The organism is Cupriavidus sp. CPT47-8839-RL05A, from assembly GCF_058792255.1.
The window spans coordinates 72739-98644 of record NZ_JBYTEG010000007.1; the positions used below are offsets into that span (position 1 = coordinate 72739).

At 66.7% G+C, this 25906-nt stretch carries 23 protein-coding genes and 1 pseudogene; 12 read left to right on the top strand and 12 right to left on the bottom strand.

From position 1 onward, the window contains the following. Positions 1 to 54 precede the first annotated feature (54 nt). Positions 55 to 1344 (top strand): hypothetical protein, encoded by a 1290-nt coding sequence (locus AC3WVS_RS10160; RefSeq protein WP_492318519.1) that lies wholly within the window; start codon positions 55 to 57, stop codon positions 1342 to 1344. 333 nt (positions 1345 to 1677) lie between these two features. Further along, on the top strand, positions 1678 to 3312 hold the full coding sequence (locus tag AC3WVS_RS10165; protein ID WP_492318520.1) for a hypothetical protein: 1635 nt from the start codon (positions 1678 to 1680) through the stop codon (positions 3310 to 3312). Between the two features lie 238 nt (positions 3313 to 3550). Here the strand turns inward: AC3WVS_RS10165 and AC3WVS_RS10170 are convergent, their stop codons facing one another. The 5 genes from AC3WVS_RS10170 to AC3WVS_RS10190 form a co-directional block, all read right to left on the bottom strand. Next, the gene (locus AC3WVS_RS10170) at positions 3551 to 3718 is read right to left on the bottom strand and encodes a hypothetical protein (RefSeq protein WP_010812488.1); all 168 of its coding nucleotides are present in this window, start codon (positions 3716 to 3718) and stop codon (positions 3551 to 3553) included. A 264-nt stretch (positions 3719 to 3982) separates the two neighbouring features. Beyond that, entirely contained in the window at positions 3983 to 4405 is a 423-nt protein-coding gene (locus tag AC3WVS_RS10175; RefSeq protein WP_492318521.1) for a VOC family protein, read from the bottom strand. Positions 4406 to 4434: 29 nt separating this feature from the next. Continuing rightward, positions 4435 to 5550 carry an NADH:flavin oxidoreductase/NADH oxidase gene (locus tag AC3WVS_RS10180; protein ID WP_492318522.1) on the bottom strand — a complete coding sequence of 372 codons (1116 nt, stop codon included), beginning with the start codon at positions 5548 to 5550 and terminating at the stop codon, positions 4435 to 4437. Positions 5551 to 5631: 81 nt separating this feature from the next. Then, positions 5632 to 6975, bottom strand: coding sequence for an MFS transporter (locus AC3WVS_RS10185; protein ID WP_492318523.1), 1344 nt, complete (start codon positions 6973 to 6975; stop codon positions 5632 to 5634). Between the two features lie 236 nt (positions 6976 to 7211). Beyond that, on the bottom strand, positions 7212 to 7979 hold the full coding sequence (locus tag AC3WVS_RS10190; protein ID WP_492318524.1) for an SDR family NAD(P)-dependent oxidoreductase: 768 nt from the start codon (positions 7977 to 7979) through the stop codon (positions 7212 to 7214). A gap of 163 nt (positions 7980 to 8142) precedes the next feature. Here AC3WVS_RS10190 and AC3WVS_RS10195 point away from each other — a divergent pair, with 163 nt between their 5' ends. From AC3WVS_RS10195 to AC3WVS_RS10205, 3 genes and pseudogenes are all read left to right on the top strand, one after another. Beyond that, entirely contained in the window at positions 8143 to 8736 is a 594-nt protein-coding gene (locus tag AC3WVS_RS10195; protein ID WP_492318525.1) for a TetR/AcrR family transcriptional regulator, read from the top strand. A gap of 108 nt (positions 8737 to 8844) precedes the next feature. Further along, positions 8845 to 10158 (top strand): MFS transporter, encoded by a 1314-nt coding sequence (locus AC3WVS_RS10200; RefSeq protein WP_492318526.1) that lies wholly within the window; start codon positions 8845 to 8847, stop codon positions 10156 to 10158. Positions 10159 to 10351: 193 nt separating this feature from the next. After that, positions 10352 to 10450: pseudogene (locus tag AC3WVS_RS10205) on the top strand (IclR family transcriptional regulator); the annotation flags it as partial. A gap of 28 nt (positions 10451 to 10478) precedes the next feature. On the opposite strand, the gene tssL reads toward AC3WVS_RS10205, so the two are convergent. The 7 genes from tssL to AC3WVS_RS10240 form a co-directional block, all read right to left on the bottom strand. Further along, a complete protein-coding gene (gene tssL, locus AC3WVS_RS10210; RefSeq protein WP_492318527.1) occupies positions 10479 to 11786 on the bottom strand; it encodes a type VI secretion system protein TssL, long form in 1308 nt (435 codons plus the stop codon). Between the two features lie 63 nt (positions 11787 to 11849). Next, positions 11850 to 12353: a hypothetical protein gene (locus tag AC3WVS_RS10215; RefSeq protein WP_492318528.1), complete on the bottom strand. Its 504-nt coding sequence runs from the start codon at positions 12351 to 12353 to the stop codon at positions 11850 to 11852. A 72-nt stretch (positions 12354 to 12425) separates the two neighbouring features. Next, entirely contained in the window at positions 12426 to 13046 is a 621-nt protein-coding gene (locus AC3WVS_RS10220) for a DUF3304 domain-containing protein (RefSeq protein WP_492318529.1), read from the bottom strand. After that, positions 13030 to 13905 (bottom strand): DUF4123 domain-containing protein, encoded by an 876-nt coding sequence (locus AC3WVS_RS10225; RefSeq protein WP_492318530.1) that lies wholly within the window; start codon positions 13903 to 13905, stop codon positions 13030 to 13032. The genes AC3WVS_RS10220 and AC3WVS_RS10225 overlap by 17 nt, the downstream gene beginning before the upstream one ends. Before the next feature lie 13 nt (positions 13906 to 13918). Next, complete coding sequence (locus AC3WVS_RS10230; RefSeq protein ID WP_492318531.1) at positions 13919 to 16303, bottom strand: type VI secretion system Vgr family protein; 2385 nt, start codon at positions 16301 to 16303, stop codon at positions 13919 to 13921. Between the two features lie 211 nt (positions 16304 to 16514). Then, positions 16515 to 16649: a hypothetical protein gene (locus AC3WVS_RS10235; protein ID WP_492318532.1), complete on the bottom strand. Its 135-nt coding sequence runs from the start codon at positions 16647 to 16649 to the stop codon at positions 16515 to 16517. A 58-nt stretch (positions 16650 to 16707) separates the two neighbouring features. Beyond that, positions 16708 to 17445, bottom strand: coding sequence for a helix-turn-helix domain-containing protein (locus AC3WVS_RS10240; protein ID WP_492318533.1), 738 nt, complete (start codon positions 17443 to 17445; stop codon positions 16708 to 16710). A gap of 185 nt (positions 17446 to 17630) precedes the next feature. Here AC3WVS_RS10240 and AC3WVS_RS10245 point away from each other — a divergent pair, with 185 nt between their 5' ends. The 7 genes from AC3WVS_RS10245 to AC3WVS_RS10275 are packed head-to-tail and all read left to right on the top strand — an operon-like array spanning position 17631 to position 25896. Then, positions 17631 to 18797 carry an NAD(P)/FAD-dependent oxidoreductase gene (locus AC3WVS_RS10245; RefSeq protein WP_492318534.1) on the top strand — a complete coding sequence of 389 codons (1167 nt, stop codon included), beginning with the start codon at positions 17631 to 17633 and terminating at the stop codon, positions 18795 to 18797. A gap of 51 nt (positions 18798 to 18848) precedes the next feature. Continuing rightward, positions 18849 to 20303 carry a M81 family metallopeptidase gene (locus tag AC3WVS_RS10250; RefSeq protein ID WP_492318535.1) on the top strand — a complete coding sequence of 485 codons (1455 nt, stop codon included), beginning with the start codon at positions 18849 to 18851 and terminating at the stop codon, positions 20301 to 20303. A 60-nt stretch (positions 20304 to 20363) separates the two neighbouring features. Next, on the top strand, positions 20364 to 21947 hold the full coding sequence (locus AC3WVS_RS10255) for an ABC transporter substrate-binding protein (RefSeq protein ID WP_492318536.1): 1584 nt from the start codon (positions 20364 to 20366) through the stop codon (positions 21945 to 21947). Positions 21948 to 21981: 34 nt separating this feature from the next. Next, positions 21982 to 22917 (top strand): ABC transporter permease, encoded by a 936-nt coding sequence (locus AC3WVS_RS10260; protein WP_492318537.1) that lies wholly within the window; start codon positions 21982 to 21984, stop codon positions 22915 to 22917. 24 nt (positions 22918 to 22941) lie between these two features. Beyond that, positions 22942 to 23835, top strand: a complete 894-nt coding sequence (locus AC3WVS_RS10265) for an ABC transporter permease (protein WP_492318538.1) — start codon at positions 22942 to 22944, stop codon at positions 23833 to 23835. A gap of 16 nt (positions 23836 to 23851) precedes the next feature. Beyond that, positions 23852 to 24907: an ABC transporter ATP-binding protein gene (locus tag AC3WVS_RS10270; protein WP_492318539.1), complete on the top strand. Its 1056-nt coding sequence runs from the start codon at positions 23852 to 23854 to the stop codon at positions 24905 to 24907. Then, complete coding sequence (locus AC3WVS_RS10275; protein WP_492318540.1) at positions 24904 to 25896, top strand: ABC transporter ATP-binding protein; 993 nt, start codon at positions 24904 to 24906, stop codon at positions 25894 to 25896. The genes AC3WVS_RS10270 and AC3WVS_RS10275 overlap by 4 nt, the downstream gene beginning before the upstream one ends. Positions 25897 to 25906: the final 10 nt, after the last annotated feature.

Below are 25906 nucleotides of genomic sequence, written 5' to 3' on the forward strand. Positions count from 1 at the left end.
TGTGCGTCACACGGCGCGGAATTTGTCAACCACCGCAACGAAGGTTGGCGACATTTGCGCCCTTCGCCGCTGACCGAGCTGGTCACCGCTTCGCTGGCACAGGGCAGCACCAACGCCTTCTTCGAGCAGTTTGATGCGAACGCGCAAGCCAGGCTCACGTCCGACAACGTAACCAGTGCCATCGGCGCGGTGCGCCTGGTGCTGACGGGCGTGGTCGACCTTTCCGGCATCGACCCGGTCAAGGACCCGCTGGTGGCAGCCAACGGCGCCAACGCGGGCAATGCGCAGGACAAGCTGCTGGACCAGCTGGGCGATCGCCTGGAAGCGTCCAAGACCACGCTGGCCGAACTCTCTTCAGCAGTCGCGTCCAATGCCGGCGCAGCGGCAGTCCAGACCGCATTGCAACCGGCAGCGCCAACCTGCGCCGGGTTGAAGACCGGCAAGTACCATGTGATCGGGCTGGGCACCGCGGCCGCTGAAGCCGGAGAGATCGATGCTGCCGCGCTGAAGCTCCAGATCGGCGCCGAGGCGGTCCCCTTCACCGCCGTCACGGCGGAAGCCTGCCGCTTCACGGTGCCGGGCGAGAACAGCACAACCAACACGGCGCTGGTCTCCAAGTCGGGCCTGGGCGTAGTGCTGCCGCCGGCAGGCACCCTGTCGGACCTGCCCACCCTGCTGGTGCCGGCCCAGTCCATTGCGCTGACCGACCTGGCCGGCGACTGGAACGGCCTCGGCATGGAGCGTGACAACAACACGACGCCGTATGCACCGCGTCGCGTGACTTTCAGCATCGATACGGCAGGCAAGGTGACCAAGGGGGCGGACTGCTCTGGCTTCGACACCTGTGAAGCCTGGCTGCCGAATGAACTGCCGACGGTCAGCACCAACGCCGGCGGCAGCTTCAAGATCACCGACAGCTTCGGCGCCCAGTTTGCCTATGCCTTCAAGGGCACCGATGGCCAGGTGACCGTCATCATCACGCACGACGACGGCTTCATGATCGCCGCCAAGCAGATCGCACGCACGCTGCCAGTGGTGGGCTCGGGCGGCTCGTACTGGGATTCGGTCCTGTACTCCGGCATGGCCCCCGTATTGAACGGCCCGACGGTGTGGTCGACCACGATCGAGGCGGTCGACGCCCAGAGCGGCAGCTACACCCGCAAGCGCCTGGAAGACAACCGTCTGGACGTCTGGAAGGTGAACAGCCCGGCCATTGGCCTGCGCCATCGCGCCGCAACCAGCAATGCATCGGCAATGATTTCGCTGATCCCGGGCAATACCGGCCTGACCCTCGGCATCGCCGTGAACGGATCGTTCTACGATATCTCGGTCGGCCGCCCGTAACCTCGCCGCCAACGGTGAATCCGGGCACCCCGTGCCCGGACACGAACCAAGCCGGTGCCGCCTTGCGGCACCGGCTTTTCTTTTTCCAGCGAGACCAATGCAGCCACGGCAGCCAGGCACGTGACAGCCATCCCGCAGCATTGCCGCAGCAGCCTCTGCCACACACTCCCGACACTTTGTCAATCGCCTGAACTCGGGTTGGCCCCATCCCCCCTATCACGCAGACTCGCCTCGCGGGGCGGGTCAACCACCCCGTGGGCGGGGCCTGCATGAGCTGGATATCGACCACCGCAGGACTCCACCAGAACAAAAACCATACAGGGCGAAAACGGGATGAAAACAAAACAACTGTTCTTGACGGGTCTGGCGACGGCGGTCCTGTCTGCATGCGGAGGCGGCGATGGCGGTTCGACCGCGCCGACCACCACCACGGCGGCACCTGCCGCGACCAAGATCAGCGGCACCGCCGCAGTTGGCGCCGCACTGGGCAATGCCGCCGTGCAAGCCAAGTGCGCATCGGGCAGCGGCACCGCCACCACCGCGGCGGACGGCAGCTTCACCATCAGCATCGAAGGCGCGACGCGCCCCTGCGTGCTCAGCGTCACGGCGCCTGACGGCACCACGCTGCATTCCGTGGTCGAAGCCGGCACCGGCACCACCGCGACGGCCAACATCACGCCGCTGACCGAACTGGTCACCGCTTCGCTGGCACAGGGCAATACCGATGCCTTCTTCGAGCAGTTCGATGCGAACGCGCAAGCCAGGCTCACGTCCGACAACGTAACCAGTGCCATCGGCGCCGTGCGCCTGGTGCTGACGGGCGTGGTCGACCTTTCCGGCATCGACCCGGTCAAGGATCCGCTGGTGGCAGCCAACGGCGCCAACGCCGGCAATGCACAGGACAAGCTGCTGGACCAGCTGGGCGATCGCCTGGAAGCGTCCAAGACCACGCTGGCCGAACTCTCTTCGGCAGTCGCGTCCAATGCCGGCGCAGCGGCAGTCCAGACCGCACTCCAACCGGCAGCGGCCACCTGCGCCGGGTTGAAGACCGGCAAGTACCACGTCGTAGAACTGGGCACGCCGATTGGTGAAACCGGCGAAATGGACGCCGCCACGTTGCAGTTCAAGCTGGGCACCGACGTGACCACCTTCACCGCCGACGCATCGGAAGCCTGCCGCTTCACCGCAGGCACCGACACCGTGCTGGTCTCCAAGTCGGGCCTGAGCGTGGTGCTGCCTCCGGCTGGCACGGTCAACCGCCTGCCCGCCCTGCTGATTCCTTCCCAGGCACTGACCCTGGCCGACCTGGCCGGCGACTGGAATGGTCTTGGCTATGAGCGCGATAGCCCGTCGCCGTACGCGGCGTCGCGCGTGAACTTCAGCCTGGATGCCGCGGGCAAGGTGACCGCCGGCGCAGATTGCTCGGGCCTGGATTCGTGCTCGGCATGGCTGCCGGATGAATTTCCCACCATCACGCTCAACCCCGATGGCGGCCTGAACGTCACCGACCAGGACGGTGGTGCTGAGCGGGCCTACGCGTTCAAGGGCACCGACGGGCAACTGGTCATCGTCTTCACCCACGGTGACGGATTCATGATGGCCACCAGGCGGATCGCCCGTGCGCTGCCTGCCGTGGGCGCGACCAATGCGTTCTGGGACACGAGCATTCTTCCGGTGGACAGCAACTCCGCCACGCCCGATGGCATCAGCACGACGACAGCCTCCACAGTCAAGTTCACCGCGGTGGGTACCCAGGCAAACACGTACACGCGCGAGCGCGACGACGGACGGGTGGACACCTGGAAGGTGAATACCCCGCTCGACGGGCTGCGCTACCGCGCCCCGACTCCCAACAACAGCGGCGGTAGTGAGGCCATCAGCATGTCGATTGGCAACACGGGCCTGAATGTGGCGATCGGCGTGAATACGGCTCGCCGGTTCTTCAGTATCTCGGTCAACCGTCTGTAACTCCGCTGCAAGTCGTCAGGCCGGACTGCTGCGTCCGGACAACGATTCAAGCCGGTGTCGCCTTGCGGCGCCGGCTTTTTTTTGTTGGGCTGCACAAGCCGGTGCTACCGCAGGAATTGCAGGCGCGATCGATATGCTGCCGCGCGACTCGATCACGCAGGGCGAAGGCAACCCCGACCGTCAGGCGGCGGCCGCGGTAGAGTTAGCAGAACCCCCGCTCAGCCGGGGACCGGCGGCGTCAGCCGCCCGAGTGCAGCGGGGACAGCGAATAGGCGAGCACCAGCCCCGCAACGATCGCCGGGGAACCCAGCCGGATCGCCGTGCTGCGGGACAGCACGCCCAGATACACATACAAACACACCAGCACCATCGCAGTCACATACAGCAGGCTGTCATAGACTTGCATGGATGTCTCCCTTGCCATTGTTCTTATTGCTTTACTTCGGTGGGCTGCCGACGGAGCGTGATGCGGGGGTCTTGCGGGAATGCGTGGGGGCGCTCCGTCGCCAGCATGCTATGGCTGTCTGTTGAAATGATAGTCACCACTTCGACGGAGCGTGGCAATCATGGAAATCCCTTTGCGGCACCGCACCAGTCATGATGCAGCGCCGCAAGGCAAGGTCTTGATCGAAGGAACCGGGCGTGCGCAAGGCGCGCATCGCGCCGGTCCTCAATCCGCGGGCAGCATCTCAGGATTCCAGGCGATTTCCCACAGATGCCCGTCGGGATCCTGGAAATAGCCGGCGTACCCGCCCCAGAACGTGTCCTGCGCCGGCTTGACCACGCTGGCGCCCGCGGCCAGCGCCTGGGCCATCACCGCATCCACTTCCGCCTTGTCGCCGACGTTATGCGCCAGCGAGAAATCCGTCTGCGCGCGCGGTGTCACCTGCAGTCCGGTGTCATGCGCAAGACTGGTGCGCGGCCAGACCGCCAGCTTCAATCCGGCCTGCAGGTCGAAGAAGGCCACGGCGCCGTGCTCGAACTGCTCGCCGACAATGCCGCCGGTGGGCAGTCCCAGGCCGTCGCGATAGAAGCGCACCGCACGCTGCAGGTCACCGACACCCAGCGTGATCAGCGTAATCCGAGGTTTCATGGCGGGTTCCTCCTGTGTAGACCGGCAGCCTAGCGCTGCCCGAAAGCCGCATCGGCAAACAGGTCCTTCAGTTCGCGCGGCTGCGACCGCCAGTATTGCTTCGGCGCGTGCACGCTTGCGCCCAGCCGCGCGGCCGCATGCCAGGGCCAGCGCGGGTCATACAGCATGGCACGGGCCAGCGACACCGCGTCGGACTCATGATTGGCGATGATGGCTTCGGCCTGCTCCGGCTCAGTGATCAGGCCCACCGCAATCGTCGGCAGGCCAACCTCGGCCTTTACGCGCTGCGCGTACGGCACCTGGTAGCCGGGCCCGAGCTTGATCGCCTGCTGCGGCGACACGCCGCCGGTGGTCACATGGATCGCCGCGCAGCCGCGCGCCTTCAGCGCCTTCGACAACGCTACCGTTCCTTCGATATCCCATCCGCCCGGCACCCAGTCGGTTGCGGAAATACGCATCCACACCGGACGCTCAGCCGGGAACACCTCACGCACCGCGTCGAACACCTCGATCGGGAAACGCATGCGGTTTTCCAGGCTGCCGCCGTATTCGTCGTCACGATGGTTGGCCAGCGGCGACAGGAACTGGTGCAGCAAGTAGCCGTGCGCAGCATGGATCTCGATTCCGTCCAGCCCAAGCCGCGCCGCACGCCTTGCCGCCGTGACAAAGTCATCGCGCACCTTGTCCACGCCGGCACGGTCCAGCGCGACAGGCGCGACTTCTTCCGCGCCATGCGGTACCGACGAAGGCGCCACCGCATGCCAGCCACCAGGCGCATCCGGCGCGATCTGCTGCCCCCCATCCCACGGCGCCTGGCTCGACGCCTTGCGGCCGGCATGCCCCAGCTGGATCGCAATGGCGATCGGCGAATGCGCGCGCATCGCCTTGACCACGCGGCCAAGAGCCGCCTCGTTTTCGTCGGAATACAGGCCCAGGTCCTGCGGCGTGATGCGCCCTTCGGGCGAGACGGCCGTGGCTTCCACGATCAGCATGCCGGCGCCGGACAGCGCCAGCGAACCGAGGTGGATCATGTGCCAGTCGCCGGCGTTGCCGTCCTGCGCGGAATACTGGCACATCGGGGCGATGATGATGCGGTTGGCGAGGGTGAGGTCGCCGATGACGAGCGGTTCGAACAGAAGGCTCATGCGTGCTGCTCCATGCAGGGATCGGACAGGAAGTATCGATTTTAGGACGGCGCCGGGATTGCTGCCGGCCCGGCCACGCCGCTACGCCGCCAGCGGATCGCGCGCTGCCAGCCGCAGCCAGCTCGCGATCGCGGCCAGCCCGGCGAAGCCCGCGCCCAGCGCCAGGGCCAACCCCGGCCCGTGGTCCCCGGCAATGCCAAAGCACAGCGCCACCAGCGCCGCACCGGTGGCCTGCCCCAGCAGTCGCGCCGTGGCCACCACGCCGCTGGCGCCGCCGCTGCGCTCGCGCGGGGCGCTCGTCATCAACGCCTTGAGGTTGGGCGACTGGAAGAAGCCGAAACCCGCGCCGCAGATGCACATGCGGATGCAGATATCGAGCGCGCTAGGGTCGGCCGGCAGCATGGCCAACGACAGCATGCCGGCGCTGAGCACCGCCAGCCCCACGCCGCCGAGCACGGCCGGCGGGTAGCGGTCAGACAGGCGCCCGGCAAGCGGCCCGATCAGCGCCACCACGACGGACCACGGGGTCAGCAGGAAACCGGTCTCGACCTGCCCGCGCCCGAGCACGTGCTGGAAGTAGAACGGCAGCGAGACGAAGGCCAGGCCCTGCGCGGCGAAGGAGCACACCGCGGTCAGCGTCGACAACGCGAACATGGGCCGCCGGAACAGGTCCACCGGCAGCATCGGTGCCGGATGGCCACGCTCGCGCCACAGCAGCAGGCCGAACGTCACCACGAAGATGCCCGCCGCGGCCAGTGACAGGTGCAGCGGCGCGCGCTGCGCGCCTTCGCCCAGCGCAAGGACCAGTGCGGCAAAGGCAACCACGCTGAGCCCCGCCGCGACGCGGTCGAAACCATGCGCACTGCGCGGCGTCTGCGGCAAGGAGCCGCGCCCGATCGCCAGCGCCAGCAGGCCGATCGGCAGGTTGACGGCGAACAGCCACGGCCACGTGCCGAACGACAGGATCACCGAGGCCACGGTGGGGCCCACCGCGAACGACACGCCCACCACCAGCGCATTGAGCCCCAGCCCACGCCCGAGCCGGTGCGTGGGGAAGATCGCGCTGATCAGCGCCGTGTTGACGCTCATGATGGCCGCCGCGCCGATGCCTTGCAGCACCCGCGCCGCCGCCAGCGTCGGCAGCGACCACGCCAGCGCGCACACCACGGAGGCGGCCGTGAACAGCACCACGCCGCCAAGGTAGATGCGCCGGTGGCCCACCACGCCGCCCAGCGCCGCGAACGGCAGCAGCGTCGACACCATGGCCAGCTGGTAGGCATTGATCACCCACACCGACGCGGCCGGCGTGGCGCGCAGGTCTGCCGCGATCGACGGCAGCGCCGTGTTGGCGATCGCGGTATCCAGGGTGGCAAGGGCGACGGCGATGAGGATGGCGGCCATGCCGCGGCGCTCGCGCGAAGTCATGGCGGCGTCCGCGGTGGAAGCGGATTGGAGGGGTGCTGTGCTGGACACTGTCTTTACCGGTTGCCGCCATGACGGGACTAGTGGTGCAAGGGCTGCACACAAGGCATGGTGATCATCAGGTCAAGACGATACGGGAAAACCCTTCAACGTGCTGAAGGCGCGTTCATATGTATGCACATTTCGCCCCCCCGCCCGGCCAATGACACTGAGCATTGGCCGCCCGCCACGGCACGCGGTTACTGCGCCGACAGCCCGCCATCCACGCCGATGCTCTGCCCGTGGATAAAGCGCCCGGCCGGTGCCGCCAGCAGGACGGCAAGACCCGCGACATCGCTGGCCTCGCCGATGCGCCGCATCGGCACGCCCGCAGCCAGCCGCGCCTCGCGCTCCGGATCGCCCCACAGCGCGTCGCGGGAGAACTCGGTGCGCACCGGGCCGGGATTGATCGCGTTGACGTTGATGCCGGACGGCCCCAGTTCAAGCGCCAGGCTGCGTACCGCCTGGTCGATGGCGGCCTTGGTCACGCTGTACATCCCCAGGAAGGCAGAGCCACGCCTGGCGGCAATGCTCGACATGAAGATGATGGATCCGTCATGGCGATCAATCATCTGCGGCGCCAGGGCGTTCACCAGCACCAGGTTGCCGCGCACATTGCCCGCCATCGCCGCATCGAACACCTCGGGTCCCTGGCTCAGCATCGATCCGGGCTGGCCGCTCGCGGCGGCATTGAGCACCAGTACATCGACGCGCCCATACGCGGCCAGCGCCTGCTCCGCGAAGGCGCGCACGCTTTCGACATCGGCGATATCGCAGGCGATGCCGGTGGCGCGGATGCCCTCGGCCTCCAGCTGACTGGCGGCGTCGCGCGCCGCGCCTGCATCGCGCCCGGACACCACCACGGCGGCGCCGGCCGCGCCAAGCGCGCGCGCCATTTCCAGGCCCATGCCACGGGTGGAGCCGGTGATGACGGCGACGCGGCCGCCAAGGTCGAAAAGGTTCTGCATGACTGATCACTCCTGTGAGGATTGGGAGCCGGCACCTGGACAGCACATCTGCACAAATGCGGCGAAAGGGAGACTGCACATAGATGATAACTGTCATCTATTGAATAAAGTATGGTCATCATCTAAACTCCGGTCAAGGCAGAAATCCCGAAGAGGTCTTCAGATGGCACGCGCATCACGCGAACAAACCGACAAGAACCGCGAGGCGATCGAACAGGCGTCGTCGCGCCTGTTCCGCGAACGTGGCCTGAATGGCGTCAGCGTGGCCGAGTTGATGGCCGACGCGGGCCTGACCCATGGCGGCTTCTATGGCCACTTCGCCTCCAAGGACGCGCTGGCCGCGCAGGCCTGCAAGCGCGCGTTTGAAGAATCGACCGCCCGCTGGGAACGCCGCCTGGCCCGCGCCGGCGGCGACCGCAAGGCCATGCTGGCCAACCTGGTTGAGCCCTACCTGACCGCCGCGCATTGCGCCAACCGGGGCGTGGGCTGTGCCGCCGCGGCGCTGGCCGTGGACGTGGCCCGCGAGCCCGCCGGCAAGCCCGTGCGCCAGGCCTACGTGGAAGGCTTGCGCGTGTTGGTGGACGACATGGCGCAGACCGTTGAAACCGATGACCCGCAAGCGCGCCACGATGAAGCGCTGGTGCGCATGGCGCTGCTGGTCGGCGCCCTCACGCTGGCGCGTGCCACCGACGGCGATCCGCTCTCCGACGAAATGCTGAACGCGGTGCGGACCCGCCTGCTGGGCAGCACCGCCTAGACCCCGTTTTCCCCAAGGCTGAAACACCCTCGCCGCCGTCAGACACGGCGGGGATGGCTTCGCTTTGCCCTTTGCCAACGCCTCCCGGACCCTGACAACGAGACCCCCATGTTCGCGCAAGCCCTTTCCAGCCGGCTCGACCGGCGCGGCATCCACTACGCGTGGCTGGTCGCCGCCCTGACCTTCCTGGTGATGCTCACCACCTCGGCCGCGCTTGGCCTGCCTGGCGCCTTCCTGAAGCCGCTGACCAAGGAGATGGGTTGGAACACCGACCAGATCTCATCGATCCTGGCGTTTCGCTTTGCATTGTTCGGGCTGATGGCGCCTTTCTCCGCCCTGCTGATGGATCGCTTCGGGGTGCGCAACGTGGTCTGCGCCGCGCTGGCGCTGATTGCCGGCGGCATGGCGCTGGCCACCGTGTCGACCGAGTTGTGGCAGCTCTTTGTCGCCTGGGGCCTGATGCTGGGCGTTGGCTCCGGGCTGACCGCGCTGGTGCTGGCGGCCGTGGTCGCCAACCGCTGGTTCAGCGCGCGGCGCGGGCTGGTGATCGGCATCCTGACAGCCAGCGCGGCGACGGGGCAGTTGGCTTTCCTGCCGGTGGCCGCCTGGCTGATCGAGCATATGGGCTGGCGCGTGGCCGTGCTGCCGGTGCTGGCTGCCTGCGCGGCGCTGGCGCTGCTGGTGTTCGCGCTGATGCGCAACCGCCCCGCCGATGTCGGCCTGGCCGCGTTCGGCGAGGTCCCGGCCCATCCGGCCCATCCGGCCACGCCGCCCGCCGCGCAACCCGTCATGCCGTTCACGCTGCGCGGGCCTTTCCTGGTGCTGCGCGATGCCGCCCGTACCCAGACCTTCTGGCTATTGGCCGGCACCTTCTTCATCTGCGGCCTGAGCACCAACGGGCTGATCCAGACCCACTTCATTGCACTGTGCGGCGATTTCGGCATGGGCCCGGTGCCGGCCGCCTCGGCGCTGGCGATGATGGGTGCGTTCGATTTTGTCGGCACCATCCTGTCGGGCTGGCTGTCGGACCGCTATGACAGCCGCAAGCTGCTGTTCTGGTACTACGCGCTGCGCGGCCTGTCGCTGTTCTGGCTGCCGCATTCAACCTTCACGCTGTACGGCCTGTCGATCTTTGCGATGTTCTACGGCCTGGACTGGATCGCCACCGTGCCGCCCACGATCAAGCTGGCGGCCACCGCCTTCGGGCGCGAACGCGCGCCGATGGTGTTCGGCTGGATCTTCGCGGCCCACCAGATCGGCGCGGCCGTGGCGGCGTTCGGCGCGGGGCTGAGCCGTACGCTGCTGCTGACCTATACGCCGGCGCTGTACGCGGCCGGTGCGGCCTGCATGGTCGCGGCGTTGCTGGCGCTGATGGTCAGCCGGACACGCGCGGCGGCGGCAACCGAGGCGGCGCGGGTCTAGTGTCCTGTTCCGTAGATAGCTTGCCAAAATGAAATCGCCCGGTCGGTCGTCAGGCTAGGCGCGAGGAGGCGCCATAGCCGTAGCTATGGCAACGACGAGCAACGACGCGTGGCAAGTTCGTCGTGGCGCTGTTCTGCACGGTGCCGACGCTGGCATAGAGCAGCGTGCGCTTGGACAGGCAACGTGCTGATCCGTGGCGCAGGTGCCCGGACCGGGCACGTGGGGACTTTCAATCCGGCAGGGGGCGCGCGTCAGCCTGATCGATACCGGCTCAGGGCACGTGCTGCTGGCCTGAGGAGGGGGAAGTGCAGATCCCGCGCCTACTGTGTGACGACCACTTCCACCCGCCGGTTCGCCGCGCGGCCGGCGGGGGTCTTGTTGTCCGTCAACGGCTCGGTGTCGCCTTTGCCGACGGCTTCGAGGCGTCCCTTGGCGACGCCCTGGCTGGCGAGGTATTCGCTGACCATGGCGGCACGCTCCTCGGACAGGGCCTGGTTGGACGGGTAGCGGGCGCTCTTGATGGGCTGGTTGTCGCTGTGGCCGATCACCTGCACCTTGCCCTGCAACTTATTGATTTCGCCCGCCACCTTGTTCAGCGCCGGCGTCAGCTTCGCATTGACCTCGGCCCGGCCCGCGCCAAACATGTCGTCGCCGCGGAACACTACGGTGCTGCGTTGGTTGTCGTCCCTGACAGCTACCACGCCGCGCGCGATCTCGTCCTTGAGCAGCTCGGCCAGGCGCAACGCCTTCGGTGCCGGGGGCGGAGTCAGGTTGCCAATGGCCCCGATCTGTTGCACTACGTCACGCTCCTGGAGCATCAGCTGGTACTTGTAGTATCCGGCCAGGCCAGCGACGGCCAGAAGGCCCGCTGCGCAGGTCATCCAGACCGGGATGCCGCTCAGGTGACGGAAGCGGCCAGGCGGGGCGGGCTGCGAGTGGGAAGACAGTTCCTTGGGCAGCGGTCCGTTGTGCTTGCTGATCGCATCGAGCAAGCGTCCCCGGATCGCGTGCAGTTGCTGGTCACCGTCCGCCATGCCGCGATACCGCCCCTGAAACCCCAGCGAGAGGATGTGGTAGTAGACCTCGATGGTGCCGATGTTCTCGGCCACCGATTCCACCAACCGGCCCAGGATGAGGAACACCTTGGTGCCGCCCTCGCGGTCCTGGTGGAAGGTCGAGGCCAGGGCGCTGCCAGGCCATGCGCCCAGCGAAGCCGCACTGCCGCCGCCCCACTCGGTATGGCTCACGGCCTCATCCAGCGCGGTGCAGAGTGCGTAGTGCGCGGCGGTGGTGTGTTTGCGGTCGATGTTCAGTCGGTCGCACACCGCCTGGAAGGTGCGCAATTCCTGCTCCAGCAGGGTGCGCAGACGTTCCACCTCACCGCGCTTGTCCAGCTTGGGCGGGATGTCTGCCAGTGCGCGCAGCAGCGGCCTGGCGGCCTTCAGCAGGGGATTGCGCGCACCGTTGATCTCGGCGATGCGGGCCTCGATGGTCTTGGCTGAAGGGAGAAGCTTCGTGGCGGGCTCCTGGGCCTCCTGGCCGGTTACGGCCTGCCTGGCAGAGGAGCCTGGTTTCGGCGGCCGTGTCCGTTGCGGCGCGGGATCATCTTGGTCTAGCCATGCTGTCATGTTGGCGTTCCTTCAAGGATTGACGGATGCGGCATGAGCGGTGCATTTGCCATCATGCGCCCGTCACAGTCTTGGCATCGGGAATCCCGAGGGGATGACTCTTTCCATGGCCTTCCTGCCTTGATCGATGACTGTATCCCGGGCGGCATCCGCTGCGCGCCCTGCTGCGTCGCCCAAGGCCCGCATCGCCCTGTCCCTGGCGGCATCGATTTCGCGCTCGACGGCCAGAGCGGTATCTTGCACCGTGTCCAACACGCCCTTTGCGCTCATGCCGAGGTGCCGCACTGCCTTGTTGTCGCCGACAAAGAATGTCCTGGCCCACCCGTAGCCGCCTGGTGCGTATTCGTGGAAATTCGGCACACGGAACCAGGCACGGCTGTCGTGGATGTAGTTATCGAACAACTCAATGGCTGCCTTCTCGCGCAAGGCAAAGTCGTCCACGGCTTTGGCAGCGGTCGTGGCCCTCAGGTAGAGAATCATCTCCGGCGCAGGTTCCACCAATACGTCATCGATAGGCCAATAACCGCGAACGGCAGCGCTTCTGGTCAAGATATCGTCGTCGACCATAACGAGCAGCTTCGAATCCCCACGTAGTCCGGGACATCCGCTATGCAGGCGTTGAAGGTGCGCCCTCGCTCATTATTGAAATCTCTTCAGTGCTTGCTGGGTCAGGGCCTCGTCACGCACTCCCTTGACAATGAAAGGATCGTCATCGGCAGGTCTGACGTTGAGATCGTTATGCCCATTGGCGTTGCCGTCTGCCACCATGACTTTCACGCGGTCCCCTGGCAGGAAAATCGCCCAAAAGCCTGATGTTCTTGCCGCATATTCCGGCACGGTGACCGTTGCAGTCAGCACCGCCAGCCCACTTCGGTCCTTGTAGTCAAAGGGCTTGCGGTCGCGCTCCCATTCGATGCGTAGCTGCGTGCCGGGCTTCCATGGCTGAGGGATGCCGACGCAACACATCTCGCCAGGCTCAGCAGGCCCTTCCTCATAAGCCGGACTCATCTTGCCACCGCCTCCAGTCATTCCACGTGGACCCGTGACGTAATAGCTATAGATTGCATCGGACGAGTAGTTCAGACCGCGAGCGCTGCCGGGACTTACGTGCTCCTTCTCAACTCCAACGGTGGTTTTTGCCGCCAAGTCAGTCCGCGATTCCCCCGAGCATGCAGAAAGGGCACCAAGCGCGCCCAGCAACACCAGTGCGCCTTGCCATCGATGTGCGCGCTTCCGATTCAAGCTATTTTTTGTCATCATTCTTCTCCGCTTCTTGATCGGCCTGCCTGGCAATCACGCGCTTCCACACGTAGTCAGGAACATGGGCCATGCAGGCGTTGAAGCTGCCGCCCTCGTGCGTCCGTTGTTCCAACGCGCGGTACACCTCTGGATCTTGATCAAAGTCGGCGCCATAGCGGTACGAGTATTGGCAGTACCCAAGGCGGTCGGCGGGCTCGATGAGCCGCCAGGCAGCCACGCGCTTGTAACGCGCAACGAAATCCAGGAAGCGCGGCAGGTAGGGACCATCGCCCGGTACGGTGCCGTCTTCAACGAGGCCCGCCAGCATCTGATCCGGCTCGCAGTGCGCCATGAAGTCATCAACCTGCTGCTCATCGAATGCAATGGCAACTGGTGTCGTCTCGAACTGATTGCCGTTCAGCGGCCCATCCAGTCGCTTCCACTCGGGATCATGGCCGCGGTACTTCCACTGGAGAATGGGTGCCATCAGCTTGTTCGTCGTCTCTTCGCCCCACAGCGTCATGACCATGCGCAGGTTGCGCGGATCGAAATATCGCACCATGGCGTTCAGCCCGTCGCCGAGGTCGGCGATCAGGAACTGCCGCAGGTGCGTGGCGAGCGCGTCGATGCCGACGCGGCTCCAGATCAGGGTCATGCAGGGGGCGAGCAAGTCCAGTTCGTCGAGCTTGGCAAGCCACGGTTCGCCTGCATCTGCAATGCGCGCCAGGAACAGCGAGGCGTCGCCCGCGTCTTCCTCGGGGAGGCCGGCATACACATTGCGGTGCTCGGTGGCCTCGCGCATCAGGTCGCCAATCAGCAGCGGGTGCTGGGCGCCGTCGGCGAGCGCGTAGATGCAGACGGGGTTTGGTTCGGTTGTCATCGCCGTCCTCGGGTCAGCGCAGCAGCAGGCCCGTGTTGCGCCTGGCTGCCTTGAGCAGGCATTCCAGGCAGACCTGCTTTGTGCTCAGTTCCGTCGGGATGCTGTTCGGCCCGGTCAGCAGCTTGCTGGCGGCGTGGACGGTGAACCTGCTCTGCCTGGCCTGGATGGTGATCTCGTCGGCGGTCAGGGTGATCTTGAGCTTCGCCAGCAGGTTGATATTGTTCTTCAGGGCTTGCAGGTCGATATCGCCCATGTTTGCAACCAGCTTCATGCCAGCCTCATAGGCGAACATGCGCAGCGCCTTGCGCACGCTGGCAAAGAAGCCGCCACCGGCGGTGACGGACAGGTGCTCCCCCGTGGTCAGTGCGGTGTCGCCACCGCTGGCGATGTGGGTCGAACCCGCTGCCGTGGAGACGATGCCGGCGGGGCTGGCCGATACCAGATGGGGGGCGGTAAATTCCTCCAGTTCGCCTCCGCCCTGGATTTGCTCGAGCTGCTTCTCCAGCAGTTTTGCAATGTCGGTCTGTTCGCCATCCTGGGCCTGGGCTTCAGTCGCCTTCTCTCCCATGGTGGCGGCAATGCCCTGTGCCTGTTCGAGCAACTGGACGACATCCCGCACATTCATCGCGTTGCCTTCAGCGTTCAGGCGCGAAAAGGTGGTGATGAGCAGGCCAAGTGCGGCGCGCAGCGTCCCATGCGCGTCGGTGCGCAGTTCGAACCCTTCTCCCCGCTTGTCCTTGCGCCCCTCCCAACCCTTCACCCGGACATTGTGGCCCAGGGCCAGCAGGCTGTTCTGGTAGTCCGACCCGACTTGCACTTGCTGCTGGCCCTTCGTGTCGTCGTAGAGGGTCTGGTTGCGGCCTTCCCCGAACAGTTCCTTGCTCTGGTAGCCGGACAATGCATGCTGGCTGGGCAACTGCCACGGCGGCAGGTTCAGCCGGTTATTGACAGGCCCGATGATGATTGGCCGATCCGGGTCACCGCCCTCGTATATGACAATGACTTCCTGGCCGATGCGCGGCAGGTGCGTGTTGCCGAAGCGACCGCCCGATGAGAAGCCGGTTACGCGAATCCAGCAGGAGCTATTCTCGTCAAAACTACCGTAGCGGTCCCAGACAAACTGGCAGCGCACCCGTCCCAGATCATCACTCCAGATTTCCTGATTGGCCGGTCCGACGACCCTGCCGATGTGATGCCCGCCGATGTATGGCTTCTTGACCGGCTCGGGCCGGAAGATTTCGCTGGTGGGCTGGGCTTCGAACTCCACCTCGCAGCGCCATTGCTGGTCGCTGCCCGCGAACTCGCCCACGTCCTCGATTAGCAGGCGCGTGGCGAAAATCAGGTACTCGCGGTTGGCCTTTGCGCGCAGGAAGCGCTTCAGCGTAAAGGTGTGGCCCGGCGCCATTGCGCGCACGTTGCCCTGGCCGCGCCCGCGCACGCCGTGTTGCCGCAGGCGTTCCATGTTGATGCGCGCCAGCATGTCGCCTTCCTTGCGGGCGTCATTGCCGGTCTTGGGCTGAACGTAATCGCCTGGCCAGTTGTACAGTTCGTAGGTGGCATGGCTGGTCTCGCGGGGGTCTTCGACGGAGACGTTCAGGTCGGCGCGGGGCTGGTTGTAATCGTAATCCCCGTGCGCCCACGAGCCAGTAATCAGGCGATCGCGTACCTCGAATTGGTGGAGGTGTTCTTCGTCCACCCGGTCCGAGGATGGATGCCAGTTGATGGTGTGATACGCGGGGCTGGGGATGTTCTGGAAGGCGCCATTGCCATCCGTCAGCACCATGCGGTGATGGCCGTTCGTGTGCTCCCAATGGAAATTCAGGCCCCACTCTGCGAGCAGCCGGCGCACGAACTGGTAGTCGGTCTCGCCGGCCTGCAATTGATACTCGCGCTTGGGATACTCGATGAGTGAAAGCCGGCGCTCGACCGGAAAGGTATATCTGCTCAGCACCGCTTCCACGATTTCCAGGACACTCATGTTCTGGAACCGCTTGAAGGTGGAGGTGAGCGTGCCGAGCCAAAACCAGGGGCGCAAGGTCAGGCGATAGCGAATGCGCTCGTTTTCGTGGTAAGGGCCGCGCACGTCGGTGACGATCCCGGTAATCTCGCGCTTGCCCCTGCCGAGGCCGCCGTCCAAGCCGCTGCCGGAGCCGTCCAGTTCGATACTGACTGTCAGCTCCTTGCCTTGCATGGCTTCCAGGTCGACATCGCCCGCCGGGCCGTACAGGACATTGCGGTCGTCCGGCGTCTTGAGTTCCAGCTCATACTCGAACAGCGAATTGATACCCTCGGTGCCGGACAGCCTGGAAAATACTAGCAGCGGCTGTCCCAATAGTTCCGGCAACCCATCACCGGATACGGTAACGGTACGGGAGGAAATCGGTAATCGGCTACCCATGCGAAGCACTCCGTGGAGTTGAACGCTTTCGTGCCGAAAAAAAAGTGACTGGATACGCTGCGTCTCGCGGCACGCTATCGCTGCGGCGGTCATGGAATGACGGCGCTGCAACTTAAGATGGATAGTAAATATGGTGCTGTCGAAAAATAAATCAGGCGATTCTGATTTTGCGCTTCAAGAAGAGAAAAGCCAGAATTCAAAAAAACTGAATTCACCAGGGGAAAGCCTGCTCGCAACGGCATGCAAGCCGCGCCACCGCCGTGAAGAAGTGCGACAGCTGCTGGTCGGCCACGAAGAACATGGCGAAGAACACCAACCCCATGCCGCAGGCCGCATCCACGGCCACACGGGGCTCCGCAAGCAATGCTTCACCCTGGATCCTGAAAGCGTGGGTTCCGCCCCCTTCAGCCTTTGCCCTTGCCCCTGGCCGCTGCGGCTTTCCCCTGCGTGCGCCCGACGGTCCGTTCTGGCACCGCCGCCGGCTTCGCCGCCTGGGCCGACTTCATGAAGTTGCTTTCGCTGGTGGTCACACCCACGATCCGGGCGAGCTGCCGGCTTACGCTGATGTAGGCGTGGCCCATGCGGGCATCGAAATACAACGCATCGCCCCGCGCCAGGTGCAGCTTCTCGCCGTTGTCGAAATGGATTTCGATCTCGCCACTGAGCACATAGACAAACTCCTCGCCGGGATGGCGCGAGAAGTCACCGGGGCCCTCGATGCGGCGCGCATGCACGGTGCCGACCACCGGGCTCATCTGCTTGCCGACGGCCTCCGCGCCAAGAAATTCATAGGTCAGCGACGATCCCCGGTAGGTCACGCCCGCGCCGGCCCGGGTCACGACCGGCCCCTGGAACGGTGAGGTCTTCGTGCCGGCACCCGCGAACATCGAGCCCATGTCCATCTGCAGCGCCTGGCCCAGCGCAGCAAAATTCTCGTAGCCCAGCGCCAGTTGCCCGCGCTCCGCACGCGAGATGGTGGTGATCGAGACGCCCGACAGTTCGGCGAGGTGCGCCAGCGTCCAGCCGAAGGCCTTGCGCGCCGAGCGCAGGCGCTTGCCAAAGGCTTCGCGGTCGAGCGTGCGCGACTCGTCGTCATCGATGCCGATGCCGCTGCCGCGCCTCTGGGCGGTGTGTGGTTTCAAGCCTGCGTCCTTTTTTCCTTTGGACGGAATGCTAACAGAGCAGACCGTGCCAAGGCTCATCCCCTGCCGCCCACCTTAGCGCAAGATTTGCGTATCCGCAATTTGCATATACGCAAATTCTTGCCTACACTCACTCCCATTCCGATGCATGAGCGCCCCGCAGGCGCTCTCCCGCCACCTGATCCATGCACCCGACTCACGCTGCCTCACCGATTCCAGCCGACTATCTCATCATCGGAGGCGGCATTGCCGGTGCTTCCGTCGCGTACTGGCTCGCGCCCCATGGCCGCGTCATCCTGCTCGAACGCGAAGCCCAGCCTGGCTACCACTCGACCGGCCGCTCGGCGGCGTTGTTCATGGAAAGCTACGGCACCACCCAGGTCCGCGCGCTGACGATGGCAAGCCGCGCCTTCCTGCAGGATCCGCCGCCGGGATTTGCCTCGCACCCGCTGCTCACGCCGCGCGGCGCGCTGATGGTCGCCGGCCCCGGGCAACAGCATTTGCTTGACGCGCACTGGGACGTGGTGCGCGCCGTCGATCCCGACGCCCGCCTGCTGAGTGCCGCGCAAGCGTGCGAGCGCGTACCGGCGCTGCGCGCGGAGCAACTGGTAGGGGGCGTCTATGAGCCCGGCGCCGCAGACATGGATGTGGACGCGATCCACCAGGGCTACCTGCGCGGCATGCGCCAGGCCGGCGGCAAGCTGGTGTGCGATGCCCAAGTCACGGCCATGGCACGCGTGCGGGACCACTGGCGCGTGGAGGCTGGCGGGTCGGTATATGCGGCACCGGTGGTACTCAACGCCGCCGGCGCCTGGGCCGACGTCATCGCGCGGCTGGCCGGCGTGCAGACGCTGGGGATTGAACCCCGCCGCCGCTCTGCCTTCGTCTTTGCTCCGCCCGCGGATATGGACACCAGCGGCTGGCCCATGGTCTTCGGCGCCGACGAGGACTGGTACATCAAGCCCGATGCCGGCATGTTGCTGGGCTCGCCGGCCAATGCCGACCCCGTCGAGCCACAGGACGTCCAGCCCGAGGAAATGGATATCGCGCTCGCCATCGACCGCATCGAGACCGCGACCTCGCTCAAGATCCGCCGCCCCGCTCGCACCTGGGCCGGGCTGCGCTCCTTCGTCGCCGACGGCGACCTGGTGGGCGGGTTCGACGACGCCGTGCCGGGCTTCTTCTGGGTGGCGGGCCAGGGCGGCTACGGCATCCAGACCTCGGCGGCCATGGGCGAGACCTGTGCCGCGCTGGCGCGCGGCCTGCCGGTGCCGGCGCATCCCGCTTCGTTCGGCCTGAGCGCCGGGATGCTTGGGCCGGCGCGCCTGCGCCGCCTGGCCGCTCCCGCCTGAATCGCGTCTTCCCCCAACCGCCAATCCCCGACTGACCAGGAGCCAACCATCGTGCGTGTCTTCAGTGCCTCCCTCGCTACCGAAACCAACACCTTTGCGCCGATGCCCACCGGCCTGTCGTCGTTCAGGGATCGCGGCTACTTCCCGGCCGGCCAGCATCCTGACCAGATGACGTTTTTTTCGGGCCCGCTGTGGGCCGCGCGGATCCGCGGCAAGGAGCGCGGCTGGCAGCTGTGCGAAGGCATGGTGGCCGGCGCGCAGCCCAGCGGCACCACCACCCGCCATGCCTACGAAACCCTGCGCGAGGAACTGTTGGCCGACCTGCGCGCTGCGTTGCCGGTGGACATGGTGCTGCTCGGTCTGCACGGCGCGATGGTGGCCGATGGCTATGACGACTGCGAGGGCGACCTGCTGCAGCGTGTGCGCGCCATCGTCGGCCCGGACGTGGTGATCGGCGCGGAGTTGGACCCGCACTGCCACCTGACGCCCGAGATGACGGCGTACGCCGACGTGATGGTTGCCTTCAAGGAATACCCGCATACCGACGTGCTGGAACGCGCGCTGGAACTGGTCGACCTGTGCGCGGCCACGGTGGAAGGCAAGGTTCGCCCGGTGGCGGCGGTGGTCGATTGCAGCATGATCGTCACGGTCCACACCTCGCGCGAGCCGGCGCGCGGCTTCATCGACCGCATCCAGTCGCTGGAAGGGCGCGACGGCGTGCTGTCGATCTCGGTGGCGCATGGGTTTTCATGGGGCGATGTGCCGGGGATGGGCACCAAGGTGCTGGTCTACACCGATGGCAACCAGGCCAGGGCCGATGCGCTGGCGCGGCAACTGGCCGACGAACTGGTCGCCATGCGCGACGCGCTCACGGTGCGCTACCCGGACATCGACACCTCGCTCGACGAGGCGCTGGCCTGCGACGGCGGGCCGGTGGTGCTGGCCGACGGCGCCGACAATCCCGGCGGCGGCGCAGCCAGCGACTCCACCTTTGTCCTGCGCCGCATGATCGAGCGCGGCATCGGCAATGCGGCGGTCGGCCCGGTGTGGGACCCGATCGCGGTGCGCATCGCCTTCGATGCCGGCGTGGGCGCACGCCTGTCGATGCGCATCGGCGGCAAGATCAGTCCGCTATCCGGCGACCCGTTGGATCTGGACTGCACGGTCAAGGCCCTGCTGCCCGACATGGTGATGACCGGGCTGTCCGACGCGCCGGTGCCGATGGGCGACTGCGCGCTGGTGGAAGCTAACGGCATCGACATCGTGCTGATCACGCTGCGCAACCAGGCCATGGGCACGGACATGTTCACCCAGCTGGGCTGTGACCTGGCGCGCAAGCAGATCATCGTGGTCAAGTCCTCGCAGCACTTCTACGCGTCCTTCTCGAAAGTGGCAAGGCACGTGATCTACGCAGGCGCCCCGGGTGCCGTCACGCTTGACCTCACGACCCTGCCCTATCGCAAGATCCAGCGGCCCAAGTGGCCCCTGGACAGCGCCGCGGCCTGAGCGCCGGCCGCCTTGCTGCGATCACGACAACAACGACAACGAAGAAAACGGAGACTGCACATGACACCAAACCGATCCCTGTCCGCCGCGCTCGCGGCGGGCGCCCTGGTCCTGGCAGGCGCCAGCCTGCCCGTGCTGGCCCAGACCAAGACGCTCAAGGTCGTGGCGCATGCCGACCTGAAGATCCTCGATCCGACCTTCACCACGGCCTACATCACGCGCAACTTCGGCTACATGGTCTACGACACGCTGTTCGCGCAGGACGCCAAGGGCAAGGCGCAACCGCAAATGGTCGAGAAGTACAGCAGCTCGAAGGATGGCCGGCAGTGGAGCTTCACGCTGCGTCCCGGCCTGAAGTTCTCGGATGGCAGCGCGGTTACCTCGGCGGACGCGATCGCCTCGCTGCAGCGCTGGGGCGCGCGCGACAGCCTGGGCCGTGCCATGGGCGAAGCCGGCGCCGAGTGGAAGGCGGTCGACACGCGCACGTTCACGCTGACGCTCAAGGAGCCCTTTGGCATGGTGCTCGATGCGCTGGCCAAGCCCTCGGGCTTTCCCCCGGTGATCCTGCCGGAGCGCCTGGCCAGGATGCCCGCCACCGCGCCGCTGCCCGAGGTGCTGGGCTCCGGCCCCTTCATCTTCAAGCGCGACGAATGGGTGCCGGGCAACAAGGCGGTGTTCGTGCGCAACCCGCACTACGTGGCACGCAGCGAGCCCGCGAGCGGTCTCGCCGGCAGCAAGCAGCCCCGCGTGGACCGCGTCGAATGGCTCTACCTGCCGGACGCCAACAGCGCCATCGCGGCGCTCAAGCGCGGCGAGGTCGACCTGATCGAACAGGTACCGCCGGACTACATCACCCCGCTGCGCGGCGACGCCGGCATCAAGATCGGCTCGGGCGGCGCCTACCAGGGCGTGCTGGTGATGAACCAGCTGCATCCGCCATTCAACAACCCGAAAGTGCGCCAGGCCTTCCTGCTGGCGGTCAGCCAGGAACGCTTCACCGCGGCCATGGGCTATCCGCTCGACATGCGCATCAACTACTGCGCCACCTTCTTCATCTGCGGCGGCCCCAACGATACCGCTGCCGGCGCCGAACCGTACCGCAAGGCCGATCCGGCCCGCGCCAGGCAGTTGCTGGGCGCGGCGGGCTACAAGGGCGAAAAGGTGGTGCTGCTGGTGCCGACCGACATTCCCCAGCTCAACGCTGAAGCCCTGATGGCGGCACAGACCATGCGCAGCATGGGCATGAACGTCGACATGCAGAACATGGACTGGGCCTCCATCGGCGCACGCCGCGCCAAGCGGGATGCGCCCGAGGCCGGGGGCTGGAATATGTACGTGACCGTCGCGGGCGCGTTCGATGCCGATTCCCCGATCACCAATGCCTACCTCAGCGCCCCCTGCGGCACCAGCCTGCCCGGCTGGCCCTGCGACAAGCCGCTCGACGCACTGCGCACGGCCTGGGTCCGCGAGACCGTGCCCGCCAAACGCAAGGAACTGCTCGATGCCTTCCAGAAGCGCGCCTATGAGGCGGTGCCCTATGTGAACGCCGGCCAGTACTCGGCGGCGTTCGCGGCGCGTGCCAGCCTCAAGGGCATCGACAAGATGTGGGCCGGCATGCCCACGGTCTGGATGCTCGACAAATAGCCACGAAGCACGAACCACCGGGGGAAACACGACAATGGGCTACCTGCTCCGACGCCTGGCCGCGACGCTGCCCGTGATGGCAGTGGTGGCCGTGGTGGTCTTCCTGCTGATCCACTTGTCGCCGGGCGATCCGGCGGCGCTGATCGCAGGCGACCTCGCGACCGTTGACGACATCGCCAGGCTGCGCGGCGTGCTGGGGCTGGACCAGCCGCTGTGGCGGCAGTTCTTGCTGTGGCTCGGCCGGCTCGCCACCGGCGACCTCGGCACCTCCATCTTCACCCAGGTGCCGGTGGCGCAGTTGCTGGCGCAGCGGCTGGAGCCGACCGTCTCTGTCGCCGCGCTGACGATGCTGCTGACCTTGCTGGTCGCGGTGCCGCTGGGAACGCTGGCCGCGTACCGCGCGGGCACCTGGGTCGACCGGCTGGTGATGCTGTTCGCGGTGCTGGCATTCTCGCTGCCGGTGTTCCTGGTGGGCTACCTGCTGGTCTACGCCTTTGCCATCCAGTTGCCGTGGTTCCCGGTGCAGGGCTATGCGCGCCTCGCCGACGGCGCTGGCGCATGGCTGCGCAGCCTGGTGCTGCCCTGCGTCAACCTGGCGCTGGTCTATATCGCGCTGGTGACGCGCATGACGCGCGCCACCGTGCTGGAAGTCCTGCATGAAGACTACATCCGCACTGCGCGCGCCAAGGGCCTGGGCGTGCTGCCGGTGCTGGGCCACGCGCTGCGCAACGCGGCGATCCCGATCGCCACCACCGTCGGCATGGGTATCGCGCTGCTGATCGGCGGCGTGGTCGTGACCGAGACCGTGTTTGCGATCCCCGGGGTCGGCCGCCTGGTGGTCGACTCGGTGCAGCGCCACGACTACCCGGTGATCCAGAGCGTGCTGCTGGTCTCCGCCGGGGTCTACGTGCTGATCAACCTGATGATCGACCTCAGCTACCGGCTGTTCGATCCGCGCATCAAGTACTGATGGCTCGCCGCGAGACCCGCTGACATGACCACTTCCCGACCCGCCACCGAACTTGCCGTACCGGCACCCGACCATGCGCCTTTCGTGCTGCCGCGCTGGCACTGGGCGCGCAAGCACCCCACGCTGATCCTGGGTGCGCTGCTGCTGGCGGTGATCGCCGTGCTCTCCCTCGGCGCGCCCTGGATTGCCACCGTCGACCCGCAGGACATCGACCCGCTGGCGCGCATGCAGCCGCCCTCGGCCGAGCACTGGTTCGGCACCGACGCGCTCGGCCGCGACGTATTCAGCCGCGCGGTCTGGGGCGGCCGCGTCTCCATGATCGTGGGCCTGTCGGTCGGGCTGCTCGCAACCGTGTCCGGGGTGCTGCTGGGCCTGGTCGCAGGCTTCGTGCGCCGCGCGGACTCCCTGGTGATGCGCGTGATGGACGGCCTGATGGCGATCCCGGGGATCCTGCTGGCGATCGCGCTGATGGCCGTTACGCAGGCCAGCCTGGGCGCGGTGATCATCGCCATCGCCATACCCGAGGTCCCGCGCGTGGTGCGGCTGGTGCGCTCGCTGGCGCTGACCCTGCGCGAGCAGCTCTACGTCGAGGCGGCGCATGCGGTCGGCACCCGCCTGCCGGTGATCCTGGTGCGCCACGTGGTGCCCAATATGGTGGCGCCGCTGATCGTGCAGGCCACTTTCGTGGCCGCCACCGCCGTGCTCACGGAAGCCGCGCTGTCTTTCCTCGGCGTCGGCGTGCCCGCCCAGATGCCTAGCTGGGGCAACATGATGGCCGAGGGGCGCAATTTCGTGGCCGTGGCCTTCCACATCATCCTGTACCCGGGCATCCTGCTGGCCGCGACGGTGCTGGCCATCAACCTGCTCGGCGACGGCCTGCGCGACGCGCTCGATCCGCGCCTGGCGCGGCAACTCTGAATCCGGGAGCGCAACCATGACCATCACGATGTCGCGCGCGATGTCCCATGTCAGGCCGGCCACGGGCGAGCCGCTGCTCGAAGTGGAGGACCTCCACACGCATTTCGACACGTTCACCGGGCCGGCCCGCTCGGTCAACGGCGTCTCGTACACCGTGCGCGCCGGCCAGACCCTGGGCGTGGTGGGCGAGTCAGGCTGCGGCAAGAGCGTGACGGCGCTGTCCATCATGCGGCTGCTGCCCACGCCGCCGGCACGCATCCGCGGCGCGGTGCGGCTGCGCGGCACGGACCTGTTGCAGCTCAGCGAACGCGAGATGCGCCGCATCCGCGGCAATCGCGTCTCGATGATCTTCCAGGAGCCGATGACCTCGCTGAACCCGGTGCTGACGATTGGCCGCCAGATTGCCGAAACCGTGCAGCTGCACCAGGGCGCGAGCCGCGCCGAGGCGCTCAGGCGCGCGGTGGAGATGCTGCGGCTGGTGCAGATCCCCGAGCCCGAGCGCCGCGTCAACGAGTACCCGCACCAGCTTTCGGGCGGCATGCGCCAGCGCGTGATGATCGCGCTGGCGCTGGCCTGCAACCCCGAGGTGCTGATCGCCGACGAACCCACCACGGCGCTCGACGTGACCATCCAGGCGCAGATCCTGGACCTGATGCGCCGCCTGCAGCAGGAACTGGGCATGGGCGTGGTGATGATCACGCACGACCTCGGCGTGGTGGCCGAATGCTGCGACCGCGTGATCGTGATGTACGCCGGGCGCAAGGTCGAGGAAGCCAGCGTCACTGAGCTGTTTGACCGCCCGCTGCACCCCTACACCCGCGCGTTGATGGCATCGATGCCGTCGATGAACACCAGCAGCCGGCGCCTGGCCGAAATCCCCGGCCTGGTGCCATCGCCACAGGAAGCGCGGCGCGGCTGTGCCTTCGCGGCACGCTGCGCGCATGCCAACGCGCGCTGCGCGCGCGAGCTGCCGCAGCTCACGCGCCACCGCGGCGACCATGCGGTGGCCTGCTTCGCCGTCGAGGAAGGCCGCATCGAATGCAACCCACAAGCCCAGGAAGCCATCGCATGAGCACGACCTCCGCCACGCCAACGCCTCTGCTCAAGGTCGACCGCCTGAGGAAACACTACCTCGCACCGCGGCGCTGGCTGGCACCGGGCAGGCCGCCGATCCAGGCGGTGGACGGCGTGTCCTTCACCGTGGCGCGCGGCGAGACGCTCTCGCTGGTCGGCGAATCCGGCTGCGGCAAGACCACGACCGCCAAGTCGGTGCTGCGCCTGATCGAGCCGACTTCAGGCTCGGTGCAGCTCGACGGGGTGGAACTGCTGCGCCTGCCGGCAAGCGCCATGCGGCAGCGCCGGCGCGACCTGCAGATCATCTTCCAGGACCCCTATGCCTCGCTCAGCCCGCGGCTGACGGCGGGCGAAATCGTCGCCGAGCCGCTGCGCAACTTCGGCCTGCAGTCGCGTGCCGAGCGCAACGAGCGCGTGCAATGGCTGTTCAGCAAGGTCGGCCTGCGGCCTGAAGCCGTGCGCAAGTTCCCGCACGAGTTCTCCGGCGGCCAGCGCCAGCGGCTGGGCATCGCGCGCGCGCTGGCACTCAACCCGAAGCTGATCGTCTGCGACGAGCCGGTATCGGCGCTCGATGTTTCCGTCCAGGCGCAGGTGGTCAACCTGCTGATGGACCTCCAGGCCGAGTTCGGCATCGCCTACCTGTTCGTCGCGCACGACCTGGCCGTGGTGCGCCATATCAGCCACCGGGTCGCCGTGATGTACCTTGGCCAGATCGTCGAACTGGCCGACCGCGACACCTTCTTCTCCGCGCCGCGCCACCCCTATACGGAGATCCTGCTGTCCGCCGTGCCGGTGCCCGACCCGCGCAGGCCCGCGCGGCGCCTGCTGCTGCAGGGCGATCCGCCCAGCCCGGCCAATCCGCCAGCGGGCTGCCGCTTCCACACGCGTTGCCCGCATGCGCAAGCCCGCTGCAAGGAGCAGGCCCCCTTGCTGACCGAACGTCCCTCCGCCACCGGCATCCACCAGGTGGCCTGCCATTTCCGCTGACCGCTACGCT

What these genes read in the sequence shown, in the direction of transcription:
- AC3WVS_RS10265 (WP_492318538.1), top strand. Translation starts at nt 22,942, where the DNA reads ATGACCACTTCCCGACCCGCCACCGAACTTGCCGTACCGGCACCCGAC.
- AC3WVS_RS10255 (WP_492318536.1), top strand. Translation starts at nt 20,364, where the DNA reads ATGACACCAAACCGATCCCTGTCCGCCGCGCTCGCGGCGGGCGCCCTG.
- AC3WVS_RS10215 (WP_492318528.1), bottom strand. Translation starts at nt 12,353, where the DNA reads ATGGTCGACGACGATATCTTGACCAGAAGCGCTGCCGTTCGCGGTTAT.
- AC3WVS_RS10165 (WP_492318520.1), top strand. Translation starts at nt 1,678, where the DNA reads ATGAAAACAAAACAACTGTTCTTGACGGGTCTGGCGACGGCGGTCCTG.
- AC3WVS_RS10225 (WP_492318530.1), bottom strand. Translation starts at nt 13,905, where the DNA reads ATGACAACCGAACCAAACCCCGTCTGCATCTACGCGCTCGCCGACGGC.
- AC3WVS_RS10170 (WP_010812488.1), bottom strand. Translation starts at nt 3,718, where the DNA reads ATGCAAGTCTATGACAGCCTGCTGTATGTGACTGCGATGGTGCTGGTG.
- AC3WVS_RS10245 (WP_492318534.1), top strand. Translation starts at nt 17,631, where the DNA reads ATGCACCCGACTCACGCTGCCTCACCGATTCCAGCCGACTATCTCATC.
- AC3WVS_RS10220 (WP_492318529.1), bottom strand. Translation starts at nt 13,046, where the DNA reads ATGATGACAAAAAATAGCTTGAATCGGAAGCGCGCACATCGATGGCAA.
- AC3WVS_RS10200 (WP_492318526.1), top strand. Translation starts at nt 8,845, where the DNA reads ATGTTCGCGCAAGCCCTTTCCAGCCGGCTCGACCGGCGCGGCATCCAC.
- AC3WVS_RS10260 (WP_492318537.1), top strand. Translation starts at nt 21,982, where the DNA reads ATGGGCTACCTGCTCCGACGCCTGGCCGCGACGCTGCCCGTGATGGCA.
- AC3WVS_RS10190 (WP_492318524.1), bottom strand. Translation starts at nt 7,979, where the DNA reads ATGCAGAACCTTTTCGACCTTGGCGGCCGCGTCGCCGTCATCACCGGC.
- AC3WVS_RS10195 (WP_492318525.1), top strand. Translation starts at nt 8,143, where the DNA reads ATGGCACGCGCATCACGCGAACAAACCGACAAGAACCGCGAGGCGATC.
- AC3WVS_RS10175 (WP_492318521.1), bottom strand. Translation starts at nt 4,405, where the DNA reads ATGAAACCTCGGATTACGCTGATCACGCTGGGTGTCGGTGACCTGCAG.
- AC3WVS_RS10270 (WP_492318539.1), top strand. Translation starts at nt 23,852, where the DNA reads ATGACCATCACGATGTCGCGCGCGATGTCCCATGTCAGGCCGGCCACG.
- AC3WVS_RS10185 (WP_492318523.1), bottom strand. Translation starts at nt 6,975, where the DNA reads ATGACTTCGCGCGAGCGCCGCGGCATGGCCGCCATCCTCATCGCCGTC.
- tssL (WP_492318527.1), bottom strand. Translation starts at nt 11,786, where the DNA reads ATGACAGCATGGCTAGACCAAGATGATCCCGCGCCGCAACGGACACGG.
- AC3WVS_RS10180 (WP_492318522.1), bottom strand. Translation starts at nt 5,550, where the DNA reads ATGAGCCTTCTGTTCGAACCGCTCGTCATCGGCGACCTCACCCTCGCC.
- AC3WVS_RS10275 (WP_492318540.1), top strand. Translation starts at nt 24,904, where the DNA reads ATGAGCACGACCTCCGCCACGCCAACGCCTCTGCTCAAGGTCGACCGC.
- AC3WVS_RS10230 (WP_492318531.1), bottom strand. Translation starts at nt 16,303, where the DNA reads ATGGGTAGCCGATTACCGATTTCCTCCCGTACCGTTACCGTATCCGGT.